16 protein-coding genes are annotated in these 17,949 nt (G+C 54.2%); 9 read left to right on the top strand and 7 right to left on the bottom strand.

The window, feature by feature from the left end; all coding sequences use genetic code 11:
* The first annotated feature begins 166 nt into the window (after positions 1–166).
* On the top strand, positions 167–1,108 hold the full coding sequence (locus tag VH86_RS23640) for a D-2-hydroxyacid dehydrogenase (protein WP_045834313.1): 942 nt from the start codon (positions 167–169) through the stop codon (positions 1,106–1,108).
* Between the two features lie 4 nt (positions 1,109–1,112).
* Here the strand turns inward: VH86_RS23640 and glsB are convergent, their stop codons facing one another.
* Positions 1,113–2,039 carry a glutaminase B gene (gene glsB, locus VH86_RS23635; RefSeq protein ID WP_045834312.1) on the bottom strand — a complete coding sequence of 309 codons (927 nt, stop codon included), beginning with the start codon at positions 2,037–2,039 and terminating at the stop codon, positions 1,113–1,115.
* A gap of 266 nt (positions 2,040–2,305) precedes the next feature.
* On the opposite strand from glsB, the gene VH86_RS23630 reads away from it, so the two are divergent.
* Positions 2,306–2,653, top strand: a complete 348-nt coding sequence (locus VH86_RS23630; protein ID WP_045813834.1) for a cupin domain-containing protein — start codon at positions 2,306–2,308, stop codon at positions 2,651–2,653.
* A 100-nt stretch (positions 2,654–2,753) separates the two neighbouring features.
* Positions 2,754–4,157: a H(+)/Cl(-) exchange transporter ClcA gene (clcA, locus tag VH86_RS23625; protein WP_045834311.1), complete on the top strand. Its 1,404-nt coding sequence runs from the start codon at positions 2,754–2,756 to the stop codon at positions 4,155–4,157.
* Here the strand turns inward: clcA and VH86_RS23620 are convergent.
* Positions 4,154–5,350, bottom strand: a complete 1,197-nt coding sequence (locus VH86_RS23620) for an L-talarate/galactarate dehydratase (RefSeq protein ID WP_156150614.1) — start codon at positions 5,348–5,350, stop codon at positions 4,154–4,156. The genes clcA and VH86_RS23620 overlap by 4 nt on opposite strands.
* Positions 5,351–5,549: 199 nt before the next feature.
* Here VH86_RS23620 and VH86_RS23615 point away from each other — a divergent pair, with 199 nt between their 5' ends.
* Both VH86_RS23615 and VH86_RS23610 read left to right on the top strand, forming a co-directional pair.
* Positions 5,550–6,563: a LacI family DNA-binding transcriptional regulator gene (locus VH86_RS23615; RefSeq protein WP_045834309.1), complete on the top strand. Its 1,014-nt coding sequence runs from the start codon at positions 5,550–5,552 to the stop codon at positions 6,561–6,563.
* 93 nt (positions 6,564–6,656) lie between these two features.
* Complete coding sequence (locus tag VH86_RS23610; protein WP_034830236.1) at positions 6,657–7,121, top strand: heme-degrading domain-containing protein; 465 nt, start codon at positions 6,657–6,659, stop codon at positions 7,119–7,121.
* 252 nt (positions 7,122–7,373) lie between these two features.
* On the opposite strand, the gene VH86_RS23605 is transcribed toward VH86_RS23610, so the two are convergent.
* The 5 genes from VH86_RS23605 to VH86_RS23585 form a co-directional block, all read right to left on the bottom strand.
* The gene (locus tag VH86_RS23605; RefSeq protein WP_045834308.1) at positions 7,374–8,687 is read right to left on the bottom strand and encodes a cytochrome c; all 1,314 of its coding nucleotides are present in this window, start codon (positions 8,685–8,687) and stop codon (positions 7,374–7,376) included.
* Positions 8,688–8,689: 2 nt separating this feature from the next.
* The gene (locus VH86_RS23600; protein WP_045834307.1) at positions 8,690–10,459 is read right to left on the bottom strand and encodes a GMC family oxidoreductase; all 1,770 of its coding nucleotides are present in this window, start codon (positions 10,457–10,459) and stop codon (positions 8,690–8,692) included.
* Positions 10,460–10,477: 18 nt separating this feature from the next.
* The gene (locus VH86_RS23595) at positions 10,478–11,206 is read right to left on the bottom strand and encodes a gluconate 2-dehydrogenase subunit 3 family protein (protein WP_045834306.1); all 729 of its coding nucleotides are present in this window, start codon (positions 11,204–11,206) and stop codon (positions 10,478–10,480) included.
* A 273-nt stretch (positions 11,207–11,479) separates the two neighbouring features.
* Positions 11,480–12,304: a sugar phosphate isomerase/epimerase gene (locus tag VH86_RS23590; protein ID WP_045834305.1), complete on the bottom strand. Its 825-nt coding sequence runs from the start codon at positions 12,302–12,304 to the stop codon at positions 11,480–11,482.
* A 17-nt stretch (positions 12,305–12,321) separates the two neighbouring features.
* Entirely contained in the window at positions 12,322–13,335 is a 1,014-nt protein-coding gene (locus VH86_RS23585; RefSeq protein WP_045834304.1) for a LacI family DNA-binding transcriptional regulator, read from the bottom strand.
* Positions 13,336–13,789: 454 nt separating this feature from the next.
* On the opposite strand from VH86_RS23585, the gene VH86_RS23580 reads away from it, so the two are divergent.
* The 4 genes from VH86_RS23580 to sfnG all read left to right on the top strand — a co-directional run bounded on the left by VH86_RS23580 (position 13,790) and on the right by sfnG (position 17,930).
* Positions 13,790–14,968 (top strand): Gfo/Idh/MocA family protein, encoded by a 1,179-nt coding sequence (locus tag VH86_RS23580; RefSeq protein WP_045834303.1) that lies wholly within the window; start codon positions 13,790–13,792, stop codon positions 14,966–14,968.
* An 8-nt stretch (positions 14,969–14,976) separates the two neighbouring features.
* Positions 14,977–15,918, top strand: coding sequence for a sugar phosphate isomerase/epimerase (locus tag VH86_RS23575; protein WP_045834302.1), 942 nt, complete (start codon positions 14,977–14,979; stop codon positions 15,916–15,918).
* 87 nt (positions 15,919–16,005) lie between these two features.
* Entirely contained in the window at positions 16,006–16,356 is a 351-nt protein-coding gene (locus VH86_RS23570; protein ID WP_045834301.1) for a helix-turn-helix transcriptional regulator, read from the top strand.
* Positions 16,357–16,841: 485 nt separating this feature from the next.
* Entirely contained in the window at positions 16,842–17,930 is a 1,089-nt protein-coding gene (sfnG, locus tag VH86_RS23565) for a dimethylsulfone monooxygenase SfnG (RefSeq protein ID WP_045834300.1), read from the top strand.
* Positions 17,931–17,949 lie beyond the last annotated feature (19 nt).

Here is a 17,949-nt window from a genome sequence, read left to right as displayed (position 1 = left end):
ACAAATGAGGCCGAAGTGTAACGCCATTGCCGCAGAAGGGTTACAGAAACTCAGGCTAATTAAGAAAAAATTCGCACCTTTTGAAAAAAGTCACTTTACGCGCTGCATTTGTTAACCTAAATGCAACCTGATGAGAACAGTACGGAAACATGTAAACGGAGAAGCGATGAAAATAGTGATGCTGGATGGTGATACGCTGCCGCAACCGCCGCTGCGGCCAGAATGGTGTACGGCATGGGACTTCCGCGCGACAACTGCGCACCCTGAAATCGTCTCAGCCCTAGGTGGTGCACAGATTGCCATCACCAATAAGGTGCCGCTGCGCGCTGAAACACTGCACCAATTGCCGGATTTACGCTACATCTGTGTCGCGGCAACGGGTTACGACTGCATCGATTTGGATGCGTGTCGTGAACGCGGCATTGTCGTCAGCAATGTCCCGGGTTACTCCACGCGTAGCGTTTCCGAAGGCGTGATTGCCGCCTTATTTGCCCTGCGTCGCCATCTGGTGGATTACGCCAACCGCACGCGCGCGGCCTGGCCAGCATCGTCGCATTTTTGTGTGCATCGCCAGCCGATTCAGGACATTTTTGGTGCGACCTTAGGGATTGTCGGCAAAGGCGATATCGGCAGCGCGGTGGGTGCGATGGCAGAAGCGCTCGGCATGACGGTACTCTACGCGGACCGCAAAGGCAGTTCAGCGCCGCGCACAGGTTATGTACCCTTTGAAGAGGTGCTGGCACGCAGCGATGTGTTGACCTTGCATTGCCCGTTGACGCCGCAAACTCAGCAGTTAATCAATTTGCAGGCGCTGGCACAGATGAAGCCTTCAGCCTGGCTAATCAACACTGCACGCGGTGGCCTGATCAATGAAACGGAACTGGCTCACGCGCTGCGTCAGGGTGTGATTGCCGGTGCAGCGCTGGATGTGCTCAGCAGTGAACCACCGGCAGCCGATCATCCACTGTTGCAACCGGATATTCCTAACCTGCTGCTGACACCGCACATTGCCTGGGCCAGCCAGCAGGGAGTGCATAATCTGTTACGCGGCATTGAAGCTAATCTCGACGGATTTGCTCAGGGCAATCCATTGCATGTGGTGAGCTAAGCGCTTAAAAAATCGAGCGGCCCAGTCGCTCGGTGAGTTTCTCCAGCAGCGCGGTGCCCGCCAGAGAGTTACCGGAATGATCCAGCGCCGGCGACCACACCGCGATGCACATTTCTCCGGGGATGACCGCGACAATGCCGCCACCTACGCCCGACTTCGCGGGCATTCCCACACGCCAGGCGAACTCGCCCGCACCGTCATACATACCGCTGGTCATCATCAGCGCATTGACCTGTCGTGCCTGACGCGGTGAGATCACGGCCCACTCATCGTGCTGACTGCGTCCCTGATTAGCGAGATAGAGAAAGGTGCGCGCCAGCTCTTCACAACTCATCGAGAGTGAGCAGTAGTGGAAATAGGTTTCCATCACTTTGCTGACATCATTGTGGAAATTGCCAAATGATTTCATCAGCCAGGCAATCGCGGCATTGCGGGCGGAATGCTCGTATTCAGAACGCGCAACCACACGGTCATAGTTGATGTCGCTTTGCTGAGCCAGGCGGCGCACAATCTCCAGCATACGCTGGCGCGGAGCAGTTAAACGACTCTCCAGCAAGTCACACATCACCAGTGCACCGGCGTTAATAAAGGGATTGCGTGGTTTGCCCTGCTCCAGTTCCAACTGCACCAGCGAGTTAAACGCCTGACCGGAAGGTTCTTTACCTACACGCTGCCAGATCTCGTCATCGTCATACAGCGTCAGCGCGACAGTGAGTGACAGCACTTTGGAGATCGACTGAATGGAAAAACGCGTGGCAGCATCGCCAGCCTGAAAACACTGACCATCGGGTGTGACAATGGCGATGCCGAGCTGATCGGCATCGACACCGGCCAATGCGGGAATGTAGTCCGCCACCTTGCCCTGACGCGTTAAAGGACGGACTTCAGCTACGATTTCTTCCAGCAATCCATTCGTGAGTTCTGACACCAGATGGCTCCAATTCTCTTGATTTTATCCGTTTCAAATACGTTTGCGGCGCGATGCATCGCGCGTATCCGAAGCCATGAAGTCGCTATCTAACGCGCAATAAATCGTATGGCAACCGAAGTGCGGTGGTAGAGACAGCATGATCTTTAAGGCCAGGATCATGGTGATTTGCCCTTTACTCGTCAACGAGAGACGTAAAATTCTGTGAGCCTTCCGGGTGAAGCCTGCGTTACAGTGCATAAATCCAGCAAAAACATCGGGCTCACATTATGTTGACCAATCTGTTGCGTGATTTTCCGCCCGCGGCACAAAACGGCAGCGCCGAAACCTTCGAAGCGCTGCTGTCACAACCCAATCTCCTGATTGAACGTATCGTTTCAACCGGGCAGGCCAGTCCGCCCGATTTTTGGTACTGCCAGACGCAAGGTGAATGGGTGATGATTTTACAGGGATCGGCTGGATTGCAGTTGGAAGGCGAAAGTGAAGCGCGCACACTGTTACCCGGCGATTTTATCGATATTCCTGCAGGCTGCCGCCATCGCGTTTGCTGGACTGATAGCCAGGGCCCTACAGTGTGGCTGGCGGTGCATTATGGTGAACTGCCTAGCCAACCGTAAAATTCTGTTGCCAATGATTGCGTTACGCGATCGCCTGCGTTAGCTATGCTGACGCCTTTTCGTCGCTGGAATGGCGGCGCTGATGTTATTGAGGATCTGCATGTCTGTTTCGCAAAATGCCAGTCAGCCTGAGAACGCCATGCGCGCCGGGCGTTTTATGCTGCTGCAAAAGCTGCTGCGCCGCGATAAAACACCCGTGGCTTTATTGCTGCTCGCCGCACTGGTCGGTGTCCTCACCGGTCTGGTTGGTGTTGCCTTTGACCGCGCGGTGAATCTCATCCTGCATTCACGCCTGAACTGGCTGGAAAATGCCGCCACTCATCCCATTTTTAAGGTCCTGTGTGCTTTCCTGGTTTCCGCTGTATTGGGTGCCATTGGCTACTATCTGGTGCGGCGATTCGCGCCAGAAGCGGGCGGTTCAGGCATCCCTGAAATCGAAGGGGCACTGGAGGAGTTGCGCCCGGTGCGCTGGTGGCGTGTGCTGCCGGTGAAGTTTCTCGGCGGTATGGGTGCGCTGGGCTCCGGTATGGTGTTGGGGCGCGAAGGCCCAACTGTGCAAATCGGCGGCAACATTGGCGGCATGTGTCTGGATCTGTTCCGCGTAAAGTCGTCTGAATCCCGCCATACCCTCATCGCCACTGGGGCCGCGGCGGGTTTGTCGGCGGCTTTCAATGCGCCGCTGGCGGGCATTCTGTTTATTATTGAGGAGATGCGCCCACAGTTCCGCTACAGCCTGATCTCGATAAAAGCGGTGTTTGTCGGCGTGATCGTCTCCAGCATTGTGTTTCGTTTGTGCAATGGTAATGAAGCCATTATCAACATCGGCCAGTTGCGTGATGCGCCTACCAACACGCTTTGGCTCTATCTGTTGCTCGGCATCCTGTTTGGCGGCTGTGGTGTGGCGTTTAACCGCCTGATATTTCTCGCCCAGGATCAGTTTCAACGATTACATCAAGGCCGCATTGCCGCCTGGGTGATGTGGGGCAGCCTGCTGGCGGGATTTTGTGGTGTGCTTGGGCTGTTTCTTCCGGCGGCAGTGAGTGGGGGCATCACGCTGATTCCCGATTTCTCAGCGGGGAGTTACAGCGCTTTGGCCTTGTTCGGTCTGTTCGCCCTGCGGACATTGGTGACAATTTGCTGCTTCTCTTCAGGCGCGCCGGGTGGGATCTTTGCGCCGATGCTCACCCTGGGCACCTTGCTGGGCACCTGTTTCGGTCAACTGTGCATTCACTGGTTCCCCGGTTATCAGCTGGAGGCCGCGACCTTTGCCGTGGCAGGCATGGGCGCACTGTTTGCCGCTTCGGTACGCGCGCCCTTAACCGGCATCGTGCTGGTGCTGGAAATGACCAATAACTATCAGCTGATTCTGCCGATGATCATCACGTGCCTGGGCGCAACCCTGGCTGCACAGTTCTTTGGCGGCAAACCGCTGTACTCTTCGATTCTGGCGCGCACGCTGGCTAAGGCTCAGATCAGCGGTCACGCCAGCGCAAAGATCCACTAAGGGCGTTTGCCCACGCTGTGTGTGAGTGTGGTCCAGCGGCGTGCCTGTTCGCTGAGGCTGAAGCCGAGGCCGTGGCGATCGGAGATCAACATACGGCCGTCACGCAGTTCTAACTGCTCATTGAACAGCGGATTGAGCCACTCAAAATGCTCCAGCCAGGGTTCAATGGGATAGGCGGCGGCGAGATGAATGTGAATCTCCATCGCGAAGTGGGGGGCCAGTTTACGTCCGTGGCGCGCCGCCAGATCCATGATCTGAAGGAATGGCGTAATACCGCCCACGCGCGGCGCATCCGGCTGCACAAAGTCGCTGGCGTTGCCGAGAATGAGTTGCTCATGTTCACGGAAGCTGGTGAGCATCTCACCGGTCGCAATCGGCGTATCCAACGCGGCGGTCAGTGCTGCGTGTCCTTCCACGTCATAGGCATCGAGCGGTTCTTCGATCCACACCAGATTGAACTGCTCCATCTTACGTCCCATGCGAATCGCAGTTTCACGATCCCACTGCTGGTTCGCGTCCACCATTAGCGGGAAATCATCGCCCAACGTCTGACGCACCGCAGTGAGGCGACGCAGGTCTTCAGCGGTATTAGGTTGGCCGACTTTAAGTTTGATACCGCCAATGCCATTTTCACGTGAGATCGCCACATTCTTGATCACCTGATCAAGCGGCGTAAGCAGGAAGCCCCCCGAGGTGTTGTAGCACTGCACAGAATCACGATGCGACCCCAGCAACTTCGCCAGCGGTAAGTGGGCGCGACGCGCTTTCATATCCCAAAGCGCAATATCAAACGGTGAAATCGCCTGCACCGCCAACCCGCTGCGACCCACTGATGCGCCCGCCCATAGCAGTTTGGTGTAAATCTTGTCGATGTCATTGGGGTCTTCACCGATCAGCGCATCGGCAATTTCGCAAGCATGGGCGTAAATGCCCTGACCTCCAGCGCGTTTGGAATAGCTAAAACCGATGCCCTGGAAACCGTCACGTGTTTCGATCTCCGCCACGATGATCGCCACTTCGGTCAGCGGTTTCTGGCGTCCGGTCAGCACTTTGGCATCGCTGACCGGTGTGGCCAGCGGCAAAAAGGCCAATGATAAATTGACCCAAACGATGCGGTCACCGCTCTCGGTAGCGTTACCGGCTCCCGCTGTTTTGGCATAGCTGACGGCACTGGAATTCACACTCGACATGATGTTATCCTGTAAATGATTGCGCTAACATTTGTGTGCGGTAAAGACTATGCGCTAATAACGCTGAGGTTTGATGCAGCGCAGATCACAGAATAGACAATCCGGGGATTGAAATGATAGCCCTAACATTCACAGCGTTTTGCGCTGGCTTTGATAGGGCGGCCTGCTATGCTAGCGCTATCTGCTTCTACCCTGAGCCGCCATGAAACTACGCAACCCCGAGCGCAACGCTGCACCCACGCTGGAAGATGTCGCCCGTGTCGCGGGAATCTCGCCGATGACGGTGAGTCGTGCGCTCAACTCACCGCATCTGGTTCGACCGGCGACCGTCGCCAAAGTGAAAGCGGCGATCAGCGCCACTGGCTACATTCCCAATGCGCAAGCGGGTAGTCTGGCGAGCAATCGCAGTCGCCTGATTGCCGTAGTGGTGCCGCAAATCAATAACAACATGTTCGTGGACACCATTCAGAGCCTGAACGACAGCCTGAGTGCGCAGGGCTATCACATGCTGTTGTGTGTCACCGGTTACGAAGCAGAAACTGAAGCAGAAACTGTGTCTACGCTGCTATCCCGTCGCCCGGATGGCATCGTACTCACCGGTATTCATCACAGTGCGCAGTTGAAAAAAGTGTTGTTACAGGCCAGGGTGCCGGTGGTTGAAATCTGGGACATGACACCCACGCCCATCGATATGCTGGTCGGTTTTTCTCATGAGAAGATCGGCGCGCGCGTTGCTGCTTATCTTGCCGAGCGCGGTTATCAAAAACCGGGTCTGATATGGACGGATGACCGCCGTGCATTGCAACGTAAACAGGGCTTGCTGGAGGCATTAGCGTTCCTGGCGATAAAACCGCTGGCTGATGTACCTGTCCAACTCCCGGCGCTGATGGCTCGCGGCCGTGAAGCCTGTGCACAATTGCTGGATCAGCACCCTGACGTCGATGTGCTGGTGTGCAGTTCAGACACGCTGGCGCAGGGCGCACTGATGGCGGCGCAGGCGCGTGGTGTAAAGATTCCGCAGCAGCTGGCGGTCATTGGTTTTGGCGACCTTGATTTCGCGGCGGCCAATTACCCGGCGATTTCGACAGTGCGTATTGACCGGCACCGCATGGGCGAACTTGCTGCTGAGCAATTGTTAAAGCGTCTGCAAAATCAGACGGTGGAAAATCCGATTATTGATATGGGGTTTACCATGGTGTCGCGTGATTCGGGTTAACCCAAACTGAACTGCGATCCTCATCACATGCGAAAAATATTTTCCATGTTATAAAAAGTGGAAAATAAATTTCATTTTGAGAGGATCCTATCAATGTCAGCACTGCCTTCCTTAGAAACACTGCTACAACAAGAGGCTGAGCACCGTTTGCCGCAGTTCGATTTCGATTTGGCGTGGCAAATTGGTCAGGGCATTCAACAGCGTGGCCGCGAAATGAACGCACCCATTGCTATTGAAGTTTATGCATTTGGGCAGGTGCTGTTCCTTGCGGCGTTACCCGGTTCTGCCCCCGAAAATCTGGAGTGGATGCGCCGCAAACGCAACACCGTACTGTTGACCGGTCATTCCTCCATGTACGTAGGGTTCGCTAATGAGCAGAAGGGCGAACGTATGGCGCAGCAGCGCAACATTCGGCAGGAAGATTACACCGATCACGGTGGCTCCTTCCCGCTGCTGAGCCCACAGGGCGCGATCATCGGCGCGGTGAGCATCAGTGGTTTGCCTTCTGAAGACGATCACGCTTTAGCGCTGTGGGGAATTAACCAACTGCTGCGCTAATTCCGGCGCAATGAGACGTCAGCGTGCACAAAACTGGAAAGCCGGTTTACCGAAAATGTTAAGGGTTGTTGGATGAGGGGAATGATGCAGAGCGGCCTGTTTTTTTAATTCCGGTGAATGCTTATGACTGCTCATTGTTGTTCCCCCGATACGTTGGCATGGTTTCCAACTTTCGGGATTCACTTCATAGGTTGCGCCGCTACTCTTCGCACAGAAAGGAATAGCGGCGCGTTGATGATTGATGAGAAGCCGTTATTTCGCTGCCGGTACTTTGAGCTTATCTCCCGCATCCGTGGCTTTGCGCAGCGTGGCAACATCGCTGGCTTTCACCTCGGCAGCCTCGTTGCCCCATGAATTGCGCACGTAGTTGAGCACATCTGCCATCTCTTGATCGTTCAATTTCCATGAGAAGGCTGGCATACCGGCAGACGTTGGGCGTCCTTCGGTGTGCGGCGCTCGCGCCCCATCCAACAGCGCATGGATCATGTTGGTGGGATTGTTCTGCATCGCGGTGTTACCCGCAAAAGCCGGCACCATACCCGTGATACCTTCTCCCGACAAGCCATGGCAGGCTGAGCAGTCTACCTCATAGCGCAGTGCCGCCTGATCGTGTTTGGTCTTATCCATCACAAATGCAGTTGGCTTAGCCGTTGGAGACGCTGGCAGGCTGCGCAAATAGGTGGCAATGGCTTTCAGGTCCTGATCATTGAAATATTGCGTTGAGTGCTCAACCGCTTCTGCCATCGGACCGGCCGCAACACTTTCCCCGTTGGAGCCGGTTTTCAGGTAATCCGCGATCTGCTCATCGCTCCATTTTCCGATGCCAGCATGAGGATTCGGTGAGATATCCGGTGCATACCAGGTTCCTAAGTTGCCGCCTTGCAGATACTGGCTGCTGATCTCTCCCCCTAACGCATTACGTGCGGTGTGGCACACTCTACAGTGCGCGGGGCCGTCAACGATGTATTTACCGCGGTTCCAGGCATCATTCTGCGCACTCTGGGGCTTAAACGCACTGTTATCAAAGAACAACAGGTTCCAACCCGCCATCGCCAGACGAATGTTATACGGGAAGTTCATGCCAGCATTTTCATCGATGGCATTTTTCACCGGCTTCTGAGCGGAGAAATAGGCCCAAAGATCGTGCATGTCGGCATCACTCATCTGCGTATAAGCGGTGTAAGGCATGGCAGGATAAAGGAAGCCGTGTTCGCCGCGTCCCTGACGGACCGCATTAAAGAAATCGTGCTCCGTCATGTTGCCGATGCCGGTTTCCCGATCGGGTGAAATGTTGGAGGTTTGCAGTGCCCCAAAGGGGGTGTCGATCTTGTAGCCGCCGGAGAAATCCGCGTTGTGGCACGCCGCACAGTCCGCCAGGCGCATCACATATTCGCCACGTTTAATAGCATCCGTATCACTGCTGTGGAAATCGGCTAACCTGACCTTATCATCAGCCACATTTGAACGTGAGCTGTCCATCACCACCCACATTCTGCCGGTTACGCCAATGGCGGCGACCACGGCCAACGCAGCGAGGGTATAGGTAATTTTCTTTGCCTTCGCCATGATTATGCTCCCACCAGCGGTGCCGGATTATTGATGTACTTCTGGTGGATAGCTTGCGCCGCGCGTACCGCCAACGCACCCACGGTGACTGTTGGGTTGTAGCCGCCATTGTTGGGGAAGGCCGAAGCACCGACCACAAACAAATTATGCGCATCCCAGCTTTGCAAGTACGGGTTGAGCGCGGAAGTACTCGGATCGGCCCCCATAACTGCGCCGCCAATGGTGTGCGAGCTGTGCTGCATGTAAGGGTTCCAGCTTTTCTCGGCTTGGTTATCGACCACAACGTGCTGACCGCCGACTTCTTTCATGATGTTGATCGCGCGATCGGTAACAAATTTCGCCATGCGCTGGTCATTCTGGTTCCAATCGAACGTCAGGCGGAGGAGGGGTTGGCCGTGGCGGTCTTTATAGTTGGGATCAAGGTCGAGATAGGCTTCCCGCATGGGCATCGACGTGCCCTGGCAGAAGATGGTGCCCGCCGTTTGGTAATCACGCGCATAACCCGCTTTCCATTCGCTGCCCCAGCGTTTGGTGCCGGGACGCAGGCCGTTCATGTTTTGAATCGGACGGCCATTGGTGGAGAAGCCCATAATCCCCGCGCCACCAATAAAATCGAGGTCGCTATGATCGAAGTTGTCGCCGTTAAAATCATCGATCTGCACAGCTAAAGCACCGCCGCCGATAAACGGGTTCATGTATTCGTTATCGAAGAAGCCTGTCACGCTTGAACAAGTCTGATAGTTGTAGTTGCGACCAATGGTGCCACGGCCGGTGAGCGGATCGTATTTCTCACCCACACCTGAAAGCAGCATCAGGCGCACGTTATCCATCTGGTAAGCGGTGAAGCAGACGACATCGGCAGGCTGAAAACCTTCCACGCCATCCTGAGTGACAAATTTCACGCCTTTCACGGTTTTGCCATCTTCATGCTTCACGGCATGCAGGACTTCTGTCTCCGTCAGCAAGGTGAAGTTCGGACGGCGCATTAACACCGGCAAAATACAGGCTTGTGGCGAGGATTTGGAGAAGTTACCGCAGCCGTGGAAATCGCAGAAACCACAATAGGTGCATGGCCCCATGCTAACGCCCAGTGGATTGACATAAGCTTGCGACAGGTTGCCCGCGGGCACCGTGAAGGGGTGGTACCCCATGCGTTCGGTGGTCTTGCGATATTTGCTCATCCAGTGCGTATCTTTCAGCGGCGGAGTAGGGTAGTCACGTTGACGTGCACCTTCAAAGACATTGCCGCCAACCCGTTTTTCACCCTGAAGGTTGCCAGCGTAGCCGGAAGTCCCGGCAATACGTTCGAAGCGATCGTAGAAGGGTTCCATTTCGTCGTAGGTGACGCCCCAATCTTGCAGCTGCAAGCCTGCCATCTTTTTCGCGCCGTAACGTTCACGGGTCTGCGTCGCCACTTCAAAATCCCACGGTGTGAAGCGCCAGGACATTCCTGCCCAGTGCGTGCCTGCACCCCCAACGTTCCAGCCAAACTGATATGCGGACCAGTTACGCACCGGCGCAGCAAGCTGGTCGCTGCGGTTGCGGAACGTGGTGGTTTCGACACTCATCGGCTGTAAAATTTTGCGACGCGTGTGGAAACGCAATTCATCGGCATCAATTGCCACCGGGAAATCGGTGGAAGTGTCACGCCACGCACCACGCTCAATACCGACCACATTCAGCCCGGCGCGGGTTAACTCTTCCGCCATGACCGAGCCCGCCCAACCCATACCAACGATAACCACGTCAGCCTTATTTCTCTCTAATGACATTGACTCAGCTCCGGGGTATTAATCGTTTGGGATCAGACTGACAGGAATAAGCGCCAGATTTTCATTGCGGCGTTCGATATAAGGACGGTAGTCATAGCGGGCACCCGGAAAACCAATCATCTTCCAGCCCGCCATGTTTTTATTACCGCCGTAAATCGGATCGGACAAATAACCTTCTCGGGCGTTTTGTAACATTAATTCAAAGAAGGCCTGGCTATTCACCTCTGCCCCCAAATTGATTTTTCCGTCTTCCATTTTTGTTAGGAAATCATCAACCTGCTCAGCATTTAACGCATGGAAGGAGGATTGATGATTTTTCTGTGCCCAGTTTTCCAGTGCTTTTAAACCGGTTAAATAGCGTTCCTTGGGTGCCGAGAGAAATTGCGGGCTGCCCATTATTTTCTCTTCGTTTTCAGGATGCAGTGGCGCTTGCAAATAAAGCGCGGCCCCTGAACCGTAATCTCCCGCTAATTGATTATCGAGGAACTCAATACAGCCCGCTTCAGTGGCTGAAGGCCCTAGCTTATCGGCAGGGATCAAACGATCAAAAATGGCCTGTAGATTTTGACGGTCAAGCGGGTTGGTGAGCACCTGGTAACCGTCTTGCCACGCGGGCTGCGGCAAATGGTCGGCACTAAGTTGGGTTTCCAGCGGCACATTGTGCAGCTCTTTGGCGCGCAGTTGCGGTGCCACGGCAAGTGACGCGACAATACCGCTCAGCGAAAAGAGCGCTTCTCTTCGGTTCATACTTCTTTCCCTTAATCATTCCATCATCTGATGGACACGGCAGATTAATATTGACAGAGCACGACGTTCCGGACATTCAGACATAGGCCGGCCACACGTAAATTAGCGCGCAGCCGTCCACGACGAATCCGTGTTCGTTATTATGAGTTCTCAGAAAGTATTGAAAGACGTTATGCGCGTGTTGTTAATCAACACGCGATTCCGTAGGCTGGAGTTTTCCCGCCATTGCCGAATGTCTTCACGGAAAACCCGTTATTCGGGTTTCCTTTATTTTTAATAAATATATTTTTTCATGTCGTCGATGCTGTGACGGGCAATATCCCAGAGATCATCTTCCCAGTTACGCGGGCTCAATAATTCCGGTGACCATACGCCGTTATATCCCGTGGCTTTCACTGCCGCCACCCAGGCCGGAATATCAACATCGCCCTCGCCGGGCGCGTAATTACGCTGGACCCATTCGTCCCAGGCTTCGCCGGGGTAGGCGGCGCGACCATCACAGAAATGCACACCGTAGATTAAATCCTTGTTCATGCGCGCCACTTCATCCGGTGTGGTGCCACCGCCGGCGTGCAGGTGCCAGAAATCGACCACCACGCCAAGGTTATCTTTGCCACTCTGTTTAATCAGATCCAGCGCGTGTTGCAGTGAATTGAAGGCGGTGAAGGCCACCACTTCTATCTGGAATTTGATGCCATGTGGCTTGCCGATATCGGCGATGGCGCAGAGGTTTTCCAGCAAGATGGCGTCACGTGCGGCGTCTGGCAGATGATCTAATTCGGTTAACGCCATAATTTGCACCACCGGGCAGCGCAGTTCCACTGCCGCCTGCACCACTTTCTCCGCTTCACGCAGCAGGGCGGCACGTTCTTCTGGCTGGAAGCGACCTATGCGCTTCAGAGCATTAATGCAGGTGATCTCAATCTGGTGCTTCACCAGCAGATCGCGATAATTTGCGTAACTGCCGCCGTTATCCAGATAGCGATACAGATGCTCAGGCAGAATCTCCAGTCCGCTATAGCCATTTTCGTGGGCGATGCGTAACTGAGTGACGGCATTGCTGTACCAGACAGAAACACCATGCAGTGACAACTTCATCTCTCCTCCTTGTTACCTCACGGCTTCAGGTGAGAGCGTCGTATACGCAATTCTCCCTGAGACCAAACACCACCTGGACTGGCCTTTCCGTCAATCAAGCGGTTGAGGGCTTCATTGACAATTAAATCCAATCGCTGGCTAAACGTGGTCAACTGCCAGCTGGACAAACTGGCTTCATCGATATCATCAAAACCCACCACCGCCATAAAACGGTTGCCTGCATGCTCTTTAAGCGTCGTCAATGCGCCGAGTGCCAAAATGTCGTTCTCGCAAAACAGGGCGTCAACCCGCTGCTGAGGTGCTTGCGAGTTAAGATAATCACTCAGCACTTCATAACTCCGCTCACGCGAGTATTCGCCTGCGGTGAGCAGTAATTCCAGCGTCAATCCAGCCTCCTGGAGTGCCAGCTTTAGGCCATCCAAGCGCTGGGTATGATGGCTGCTGGTTTCCGGCCCCATCATATAGCCGATACGGGTGTAACCCTGCGCCAGCAGCAGCTCGCCTAGCTGTTTACCCGCGCGTAAACCGTCAATGTTCACCACATCGATATCGGGCTCGTCATTGTTTCGGCACACTTGCACCAGCGGAATCTGATGCATCTCGCGCGCCACACGAATCAGTTCGTCGGTTAACACGGTGCCGAGAAACAGCAGACCATCCACTTGCAACTGATCGGCGAGCGTCAGCACGGCGCTGTAATTTTTTCCGCTACCAATATTCAGCAACAACGCCATATAGCCGCGCTGTTGCAACTGACGCGTGACCATGTCGAGCATCAGCATCGAGTGAGGATTCTTCATCTCATCGATGACCACGCCGATAATGTGCGTTTTCTTCTGCGACAGGCTGCGCGCCAGCAGGTTAGGGCGATAGCCCAGCTCCGCCGCGATTGTTAATATTTGTTCGCGCGCCTTGTCAGAAATGGATGCACCGGGCGTGAAAGCGCGGGATACGGTCCATTTCGAGACGCCGGCAAGTCGTGCGACATCACTCGCTGTGGCTTTATGGGGCTTCTTTGTTGGTTTATTCATAGCACCTGCGTAGGGATAAAAAGGCGGAGACCCCTGCATTGAACGTGAAAGCCAACTGAAAATAAACACCTAAGCGCAGGCAAATGAAGCAAATGACATCGAATAACCCTGTTTTTATGATGTTACGATTATGTTTGATCTTTGCACCCGATTGCAATGAGTTTTGCATTCGGGTGCAAATTTAAGGGTTTTTGTGATCATCTTCGCTGAATTGCATGTTGCCAGATTGACTAAAAAGTCGGCATCGCTGACATTCAGCGCTTGTAAGCACAAGAATCATACTTTTTATGCCCGATTCTGAGGCGATTTGCACTCGGTAGCATCTCGTGAAGGTCGGCAGTAGGTGCAGTGCAATTGATATCAACGCATGAATAAATAACAAGAATCAGCAGTAACAGATAAGAACATCTACCCTCAACTTAATTTGCACCCGGGTGCAAAAACAGGAGTGACTATGTTAAATGGTGAAAAACTCATTCCACGCCCGCTCCGCTGGGCAATGATCGGTGGCGGCCGCCTCAGTCAGGTGGGTTATAAACATCGGTCCGGCGCCTTGCGTGACAACACCGCCTACCAGATGGTGGCCAGTGCCTTTGATATTGATGCTACACGTGGACGCGAGTTTGGCGTCAATCTTGGACTTGCGCCAGAACGTTGTTATGGCAACTACCAGCAATTGCTTGAGGAAGAGTCTAAGCGTGACGATGGGGTGGAAGTCGTGTCAATCGCTACACCCAATGGCACGCATTTTGAGATCGCTAAAGCGGCGCTGAATGCCGGTATTCATGTCATTTGTGAAAAGCCGCTGTTCTTCACCAGCGCGGAGGCGCAGGAAATTAAAGCGCTGGCAGAAGCGAAAAAGCGGATTGTCGGCGTGACATACGGCTTCTCCGGTCATCCGTTGTTGATGCAGATGCGCGCAATGATCGCCAACGGTGAGATCGGCGAAGTGCGTATGGTGGAGCTGCAATATACCCACGGCTTCAGCGCCAATGACAGCGCCGATAAATTTAGCGAAGCACAGAAGTGGCGAGTCGATCCGAAAATCGCCGGTCCCTCGTTTGTACTGGGCGATATTTCCACTCACACCTTCTACATTTCGCAACTGGTGCTACCGCAGCTGAAAGTCAAATCGCTGCTGTGCGATCGCCAAAGCTTTATTCCCTCACGCGCACCGCTGGAAGACAACGCGATGGTGCTGATGCATTACGACAACGGGGCGGTAGGGCGTATGTGGGCGTCGTCGATCAACGCCGGTTCAATGGACAGCCAAAGCATCCGCATTATCGGTTCACGCGCCAGTCTGGAGTGGAGTGATTACAACCCCGGCGAGTTGAAATACGAAGTGCAGGGCCAGCCAAATCAACTTATGCATCACGGTATGCCGTATTTGCATGCCAGCGCACTGGCGGATGAGCGTCTCGGGGCGCTGCATACCGAAGGTCTGGCTGAGTCATGGGCCAACATCTACCTGAAATTCGCCATCGCTATCAGTGCCACCCAGCGTGGCGATCAGCACACGCTAGATAACCTGATCTATCCCGACATTAATGCCGGGCTGGAAGGCGTGCGCTGGATTGAAAACTGTGTTCGTTCCGCCGACAACGGCGCGACCTGGGTCAACTACCAATAAGGACTGCCATGAAACTCTCTTTTTGTACCGACAGCCTGGGGCATCTGCCGTTTGAGGCAATGCTGGATAAACTGCTGGAACTGGGTGTTTACGGCGTTGAGATGACGACGGGTGGCTGGTCCTCTGCGCCACATTTGCCGACAGAAGCGTTACTGGGCAGTGCCACACAGCGTCAGAACCTGTTGAAAGCACTGGAAAGCCGCGGGATGTCGATTGCAGCCCTGAATGTGTCGGGTAATCCGCTGGATCCCGGTGAACTTGGCCAGAAACATAAATGCGATACCGAGAATGCCCTGGCGTTAGCGGGTGAGTTGGGGGTGAAAAAAATTGTCATGATGAGCGGGTTACCGCCTGCCAGCCCACATGACACCATTCCTAACTGGATCACCTATACCGTGAGCTGGCCGCCGACACTGAAAAACTGCCTCGACTATCAATGGAATGACGTGGCGATCCCCTACTGGCAAGGGCTGGTGGCGCGCGCGAAGCAGAGTGGAGTCGAGAAGTTTGCGCTGGAAAACTTCAGCTCCATGTTGGTGTGGAATCCAGAAACCCTGTTCCGGCTGCGCAATGCGGTGGGCGACATGGTGGGGCTGAACCTTGATCCCAGCCATTTACTGTGGATGGGTGCCGATCCGATTGCCGCCGCTCGGGCGCTGGGGCCGGCGATTCATCACTGCCATGGTAAAGATGTGCGGATGGAACGGGGTCTGGTCAATATCAACGGTCTGCTGGAAACCAAACCGGTGGAAGATGTGGCAAACCGCGCCTGGAACTACATTGCTGTGGGCTGCGGCCAGGATTTGCAGTGGTGGAAGGAGTTCTTCTCGGTGGTTCGTATGATGGGCTACAACGACTGGGTCTCACTGGAAATGGAAGATCTCACCATGTCGGTGGAAGCAGGCGTTACCTCATCCATTGCCGCGTTAAAACAGACCATCAGTCAGTAGGTGTTGAGCGCGGTGTGCTGCCGCGCTGTACATCCCGCATTCGCTGCCCGATACTTCGTGTTTATACGAACTATCATGAGGCAGCCTATGCTGGAGAATCACCCGCAGCGCGATGAAATCCGTCTGGAAAATGTGCTGGCCGCGCTCGGCAACCCGATGCGCATGAGCGTGGTCAATATCCTGGCGGATGGCGGTGATCATACTTGCGGATCGCTGCTTAAAGGCGTGTCCAAATCCACTTTAACCCATCACTGGCGCGTGCTGCGCGACAGTGGCGTCATCTGGCAGAAACCTTCAGGCCGTGAAAACCTCTTGTCACTGCGTCGTGACGACCTGGACGCACGCTTCCCCGGGCTGCTGGACGCATTTCTTACGGCGACCACGCAGGATGGTCTGACGCGTGGCACCGTCAACGACTTTCACAGCTCGGCGTCTTAATCAGTTTTTGGCCGCAGCAGATAGCCGGAGTGCGCATCACCCTCAATATAGCCAAATGCCGATGCGCCAAAGTGCATGCCGGCTACCCGCGTTTTGTCCCTTGAAACCTGTTCGATAATCGCTTTGCGCGTGGTTTCAGCCAGTGCCGGATCGTGATCAAATGAAATGGAAACCTGCGAAGCATATTGAAACCCAGGTTGATGCTATCCGCTTTGAGTGGTGAAAAGCCAGGGACATACGGGGTGATTGTTTCAACGCGCAGATTCAATGTCTTCTCCTCTCACTGTTGCAATGGCGACGGGCGGTTTACAACGGCTGTTGTATTTGCAACTTCTCACCCGTTAAGCAACGCTCCCATCTTAATCAAATCAATCGCTTATGCTTATTCAAATCTGGCACAGCTGCTGCATTACCCTTTATATATCGAAAAGATTGAACTTGATAGAAATTCATATTTTTACGCTATATATCGACGGGAGAAGCCGATGTCAGATAAGAAACCCCTGCAATTTGCTTACTGGGTACCCAATGTGTCCGGTGGGTTGGTGATCAGTCAGATTGAACAGCGCACCCGTTGGGACGCGGAGTATAATCGCGAGCTGGCAAAAATCGCTGAAAAGGCAGGGTTCGACTATGCCCTGACGCAGATTCGATTTACTGCCGGATACGGCGCAGATAACCAGCATGAATCGGTGACCTTCTCACAGGACTTGCTCAGCCACACCTCAACGCTCAAAGTGATTGCCGCGCTACTGCCAGGCCCATGGAATCCTGTGCTGGCTGCCAAGCAGATTGCCACCATCAGTCATCTTTACGGTCCACGTATTGCCGTCAACATTGTCAGCGGCTGGTTCCGAGGCGAATTTAAAGCGATCGGCGAACCCTGGCTCGATCATGAAGAGCGTTACTTACGTTCCGAAGAGTTTATTCGCTGCCTGCAAGGTATCTGGCGCGAAGGCAGTTTCAGCTTTGCCGGAGATTTCTATCGCTTCCGCGATTACGCATTAAAACCCAAACCTCTTTTACCTTTACCTGAAATCTTCCAGGGCGGCAGTTCCCGTGCAGCGCGTGATATGGCGGCACGCGTGTCCGATTGGTACTTCACCAACGGCAATACGCCGGAAGGGGTACAGCAGCAAGTTGAAGACATTCAGGCGAAAGCCGTCACTTACGGACATCAGGTTAAAATTGGTTTAAACGGCTTCGTGATCGCCCGTGATACAGAGCAGGAGGCACATTCCGTCCTGCAGGAAATCATCGCAAAAGCCAATCCTGATGCCGTTAAAGGCTTCCAGCATGAAGTAAAAAACGCGGGAAGTGCGTCACCGGAAGGTGAGGGCAACTGGGCAAAATCGTCGTTCGAAGATCTGGTGCAGTATAACGACGGCTTTAAGACCAATTTAATTGGCACCCCGCAACAGATCGCCGAGCGCATCATGGCGTTGAAGCGCGCAGGGGTCGATTTATTGCTGCTGGCCTTTTTGCACTTCCATGAGGACGTTGAGTTCTTTGGCCGCGAGGTGATTCCGCGAGTGCGTGAACTGGAACGTCAGGAAAGCCGGGTCTCCGCCTGACATTAAATATGGCGGGCGC

Source organism: Pantoea sp. BL1, from assembly GCF_000963985.1.
GTDB classification, from domain to species: Bacteria; Pseudomonadota; Gammaproteobacteria; order Enterobacterales; family Enterobacteriaceae; genus Pantoea; species Pantoea rwandensis_B.
The sequence above is the reverse complement of the archived record's forward strand: the minus strand, read 5'-3'. Positions and strand labels throughout refer to the sequence as shown.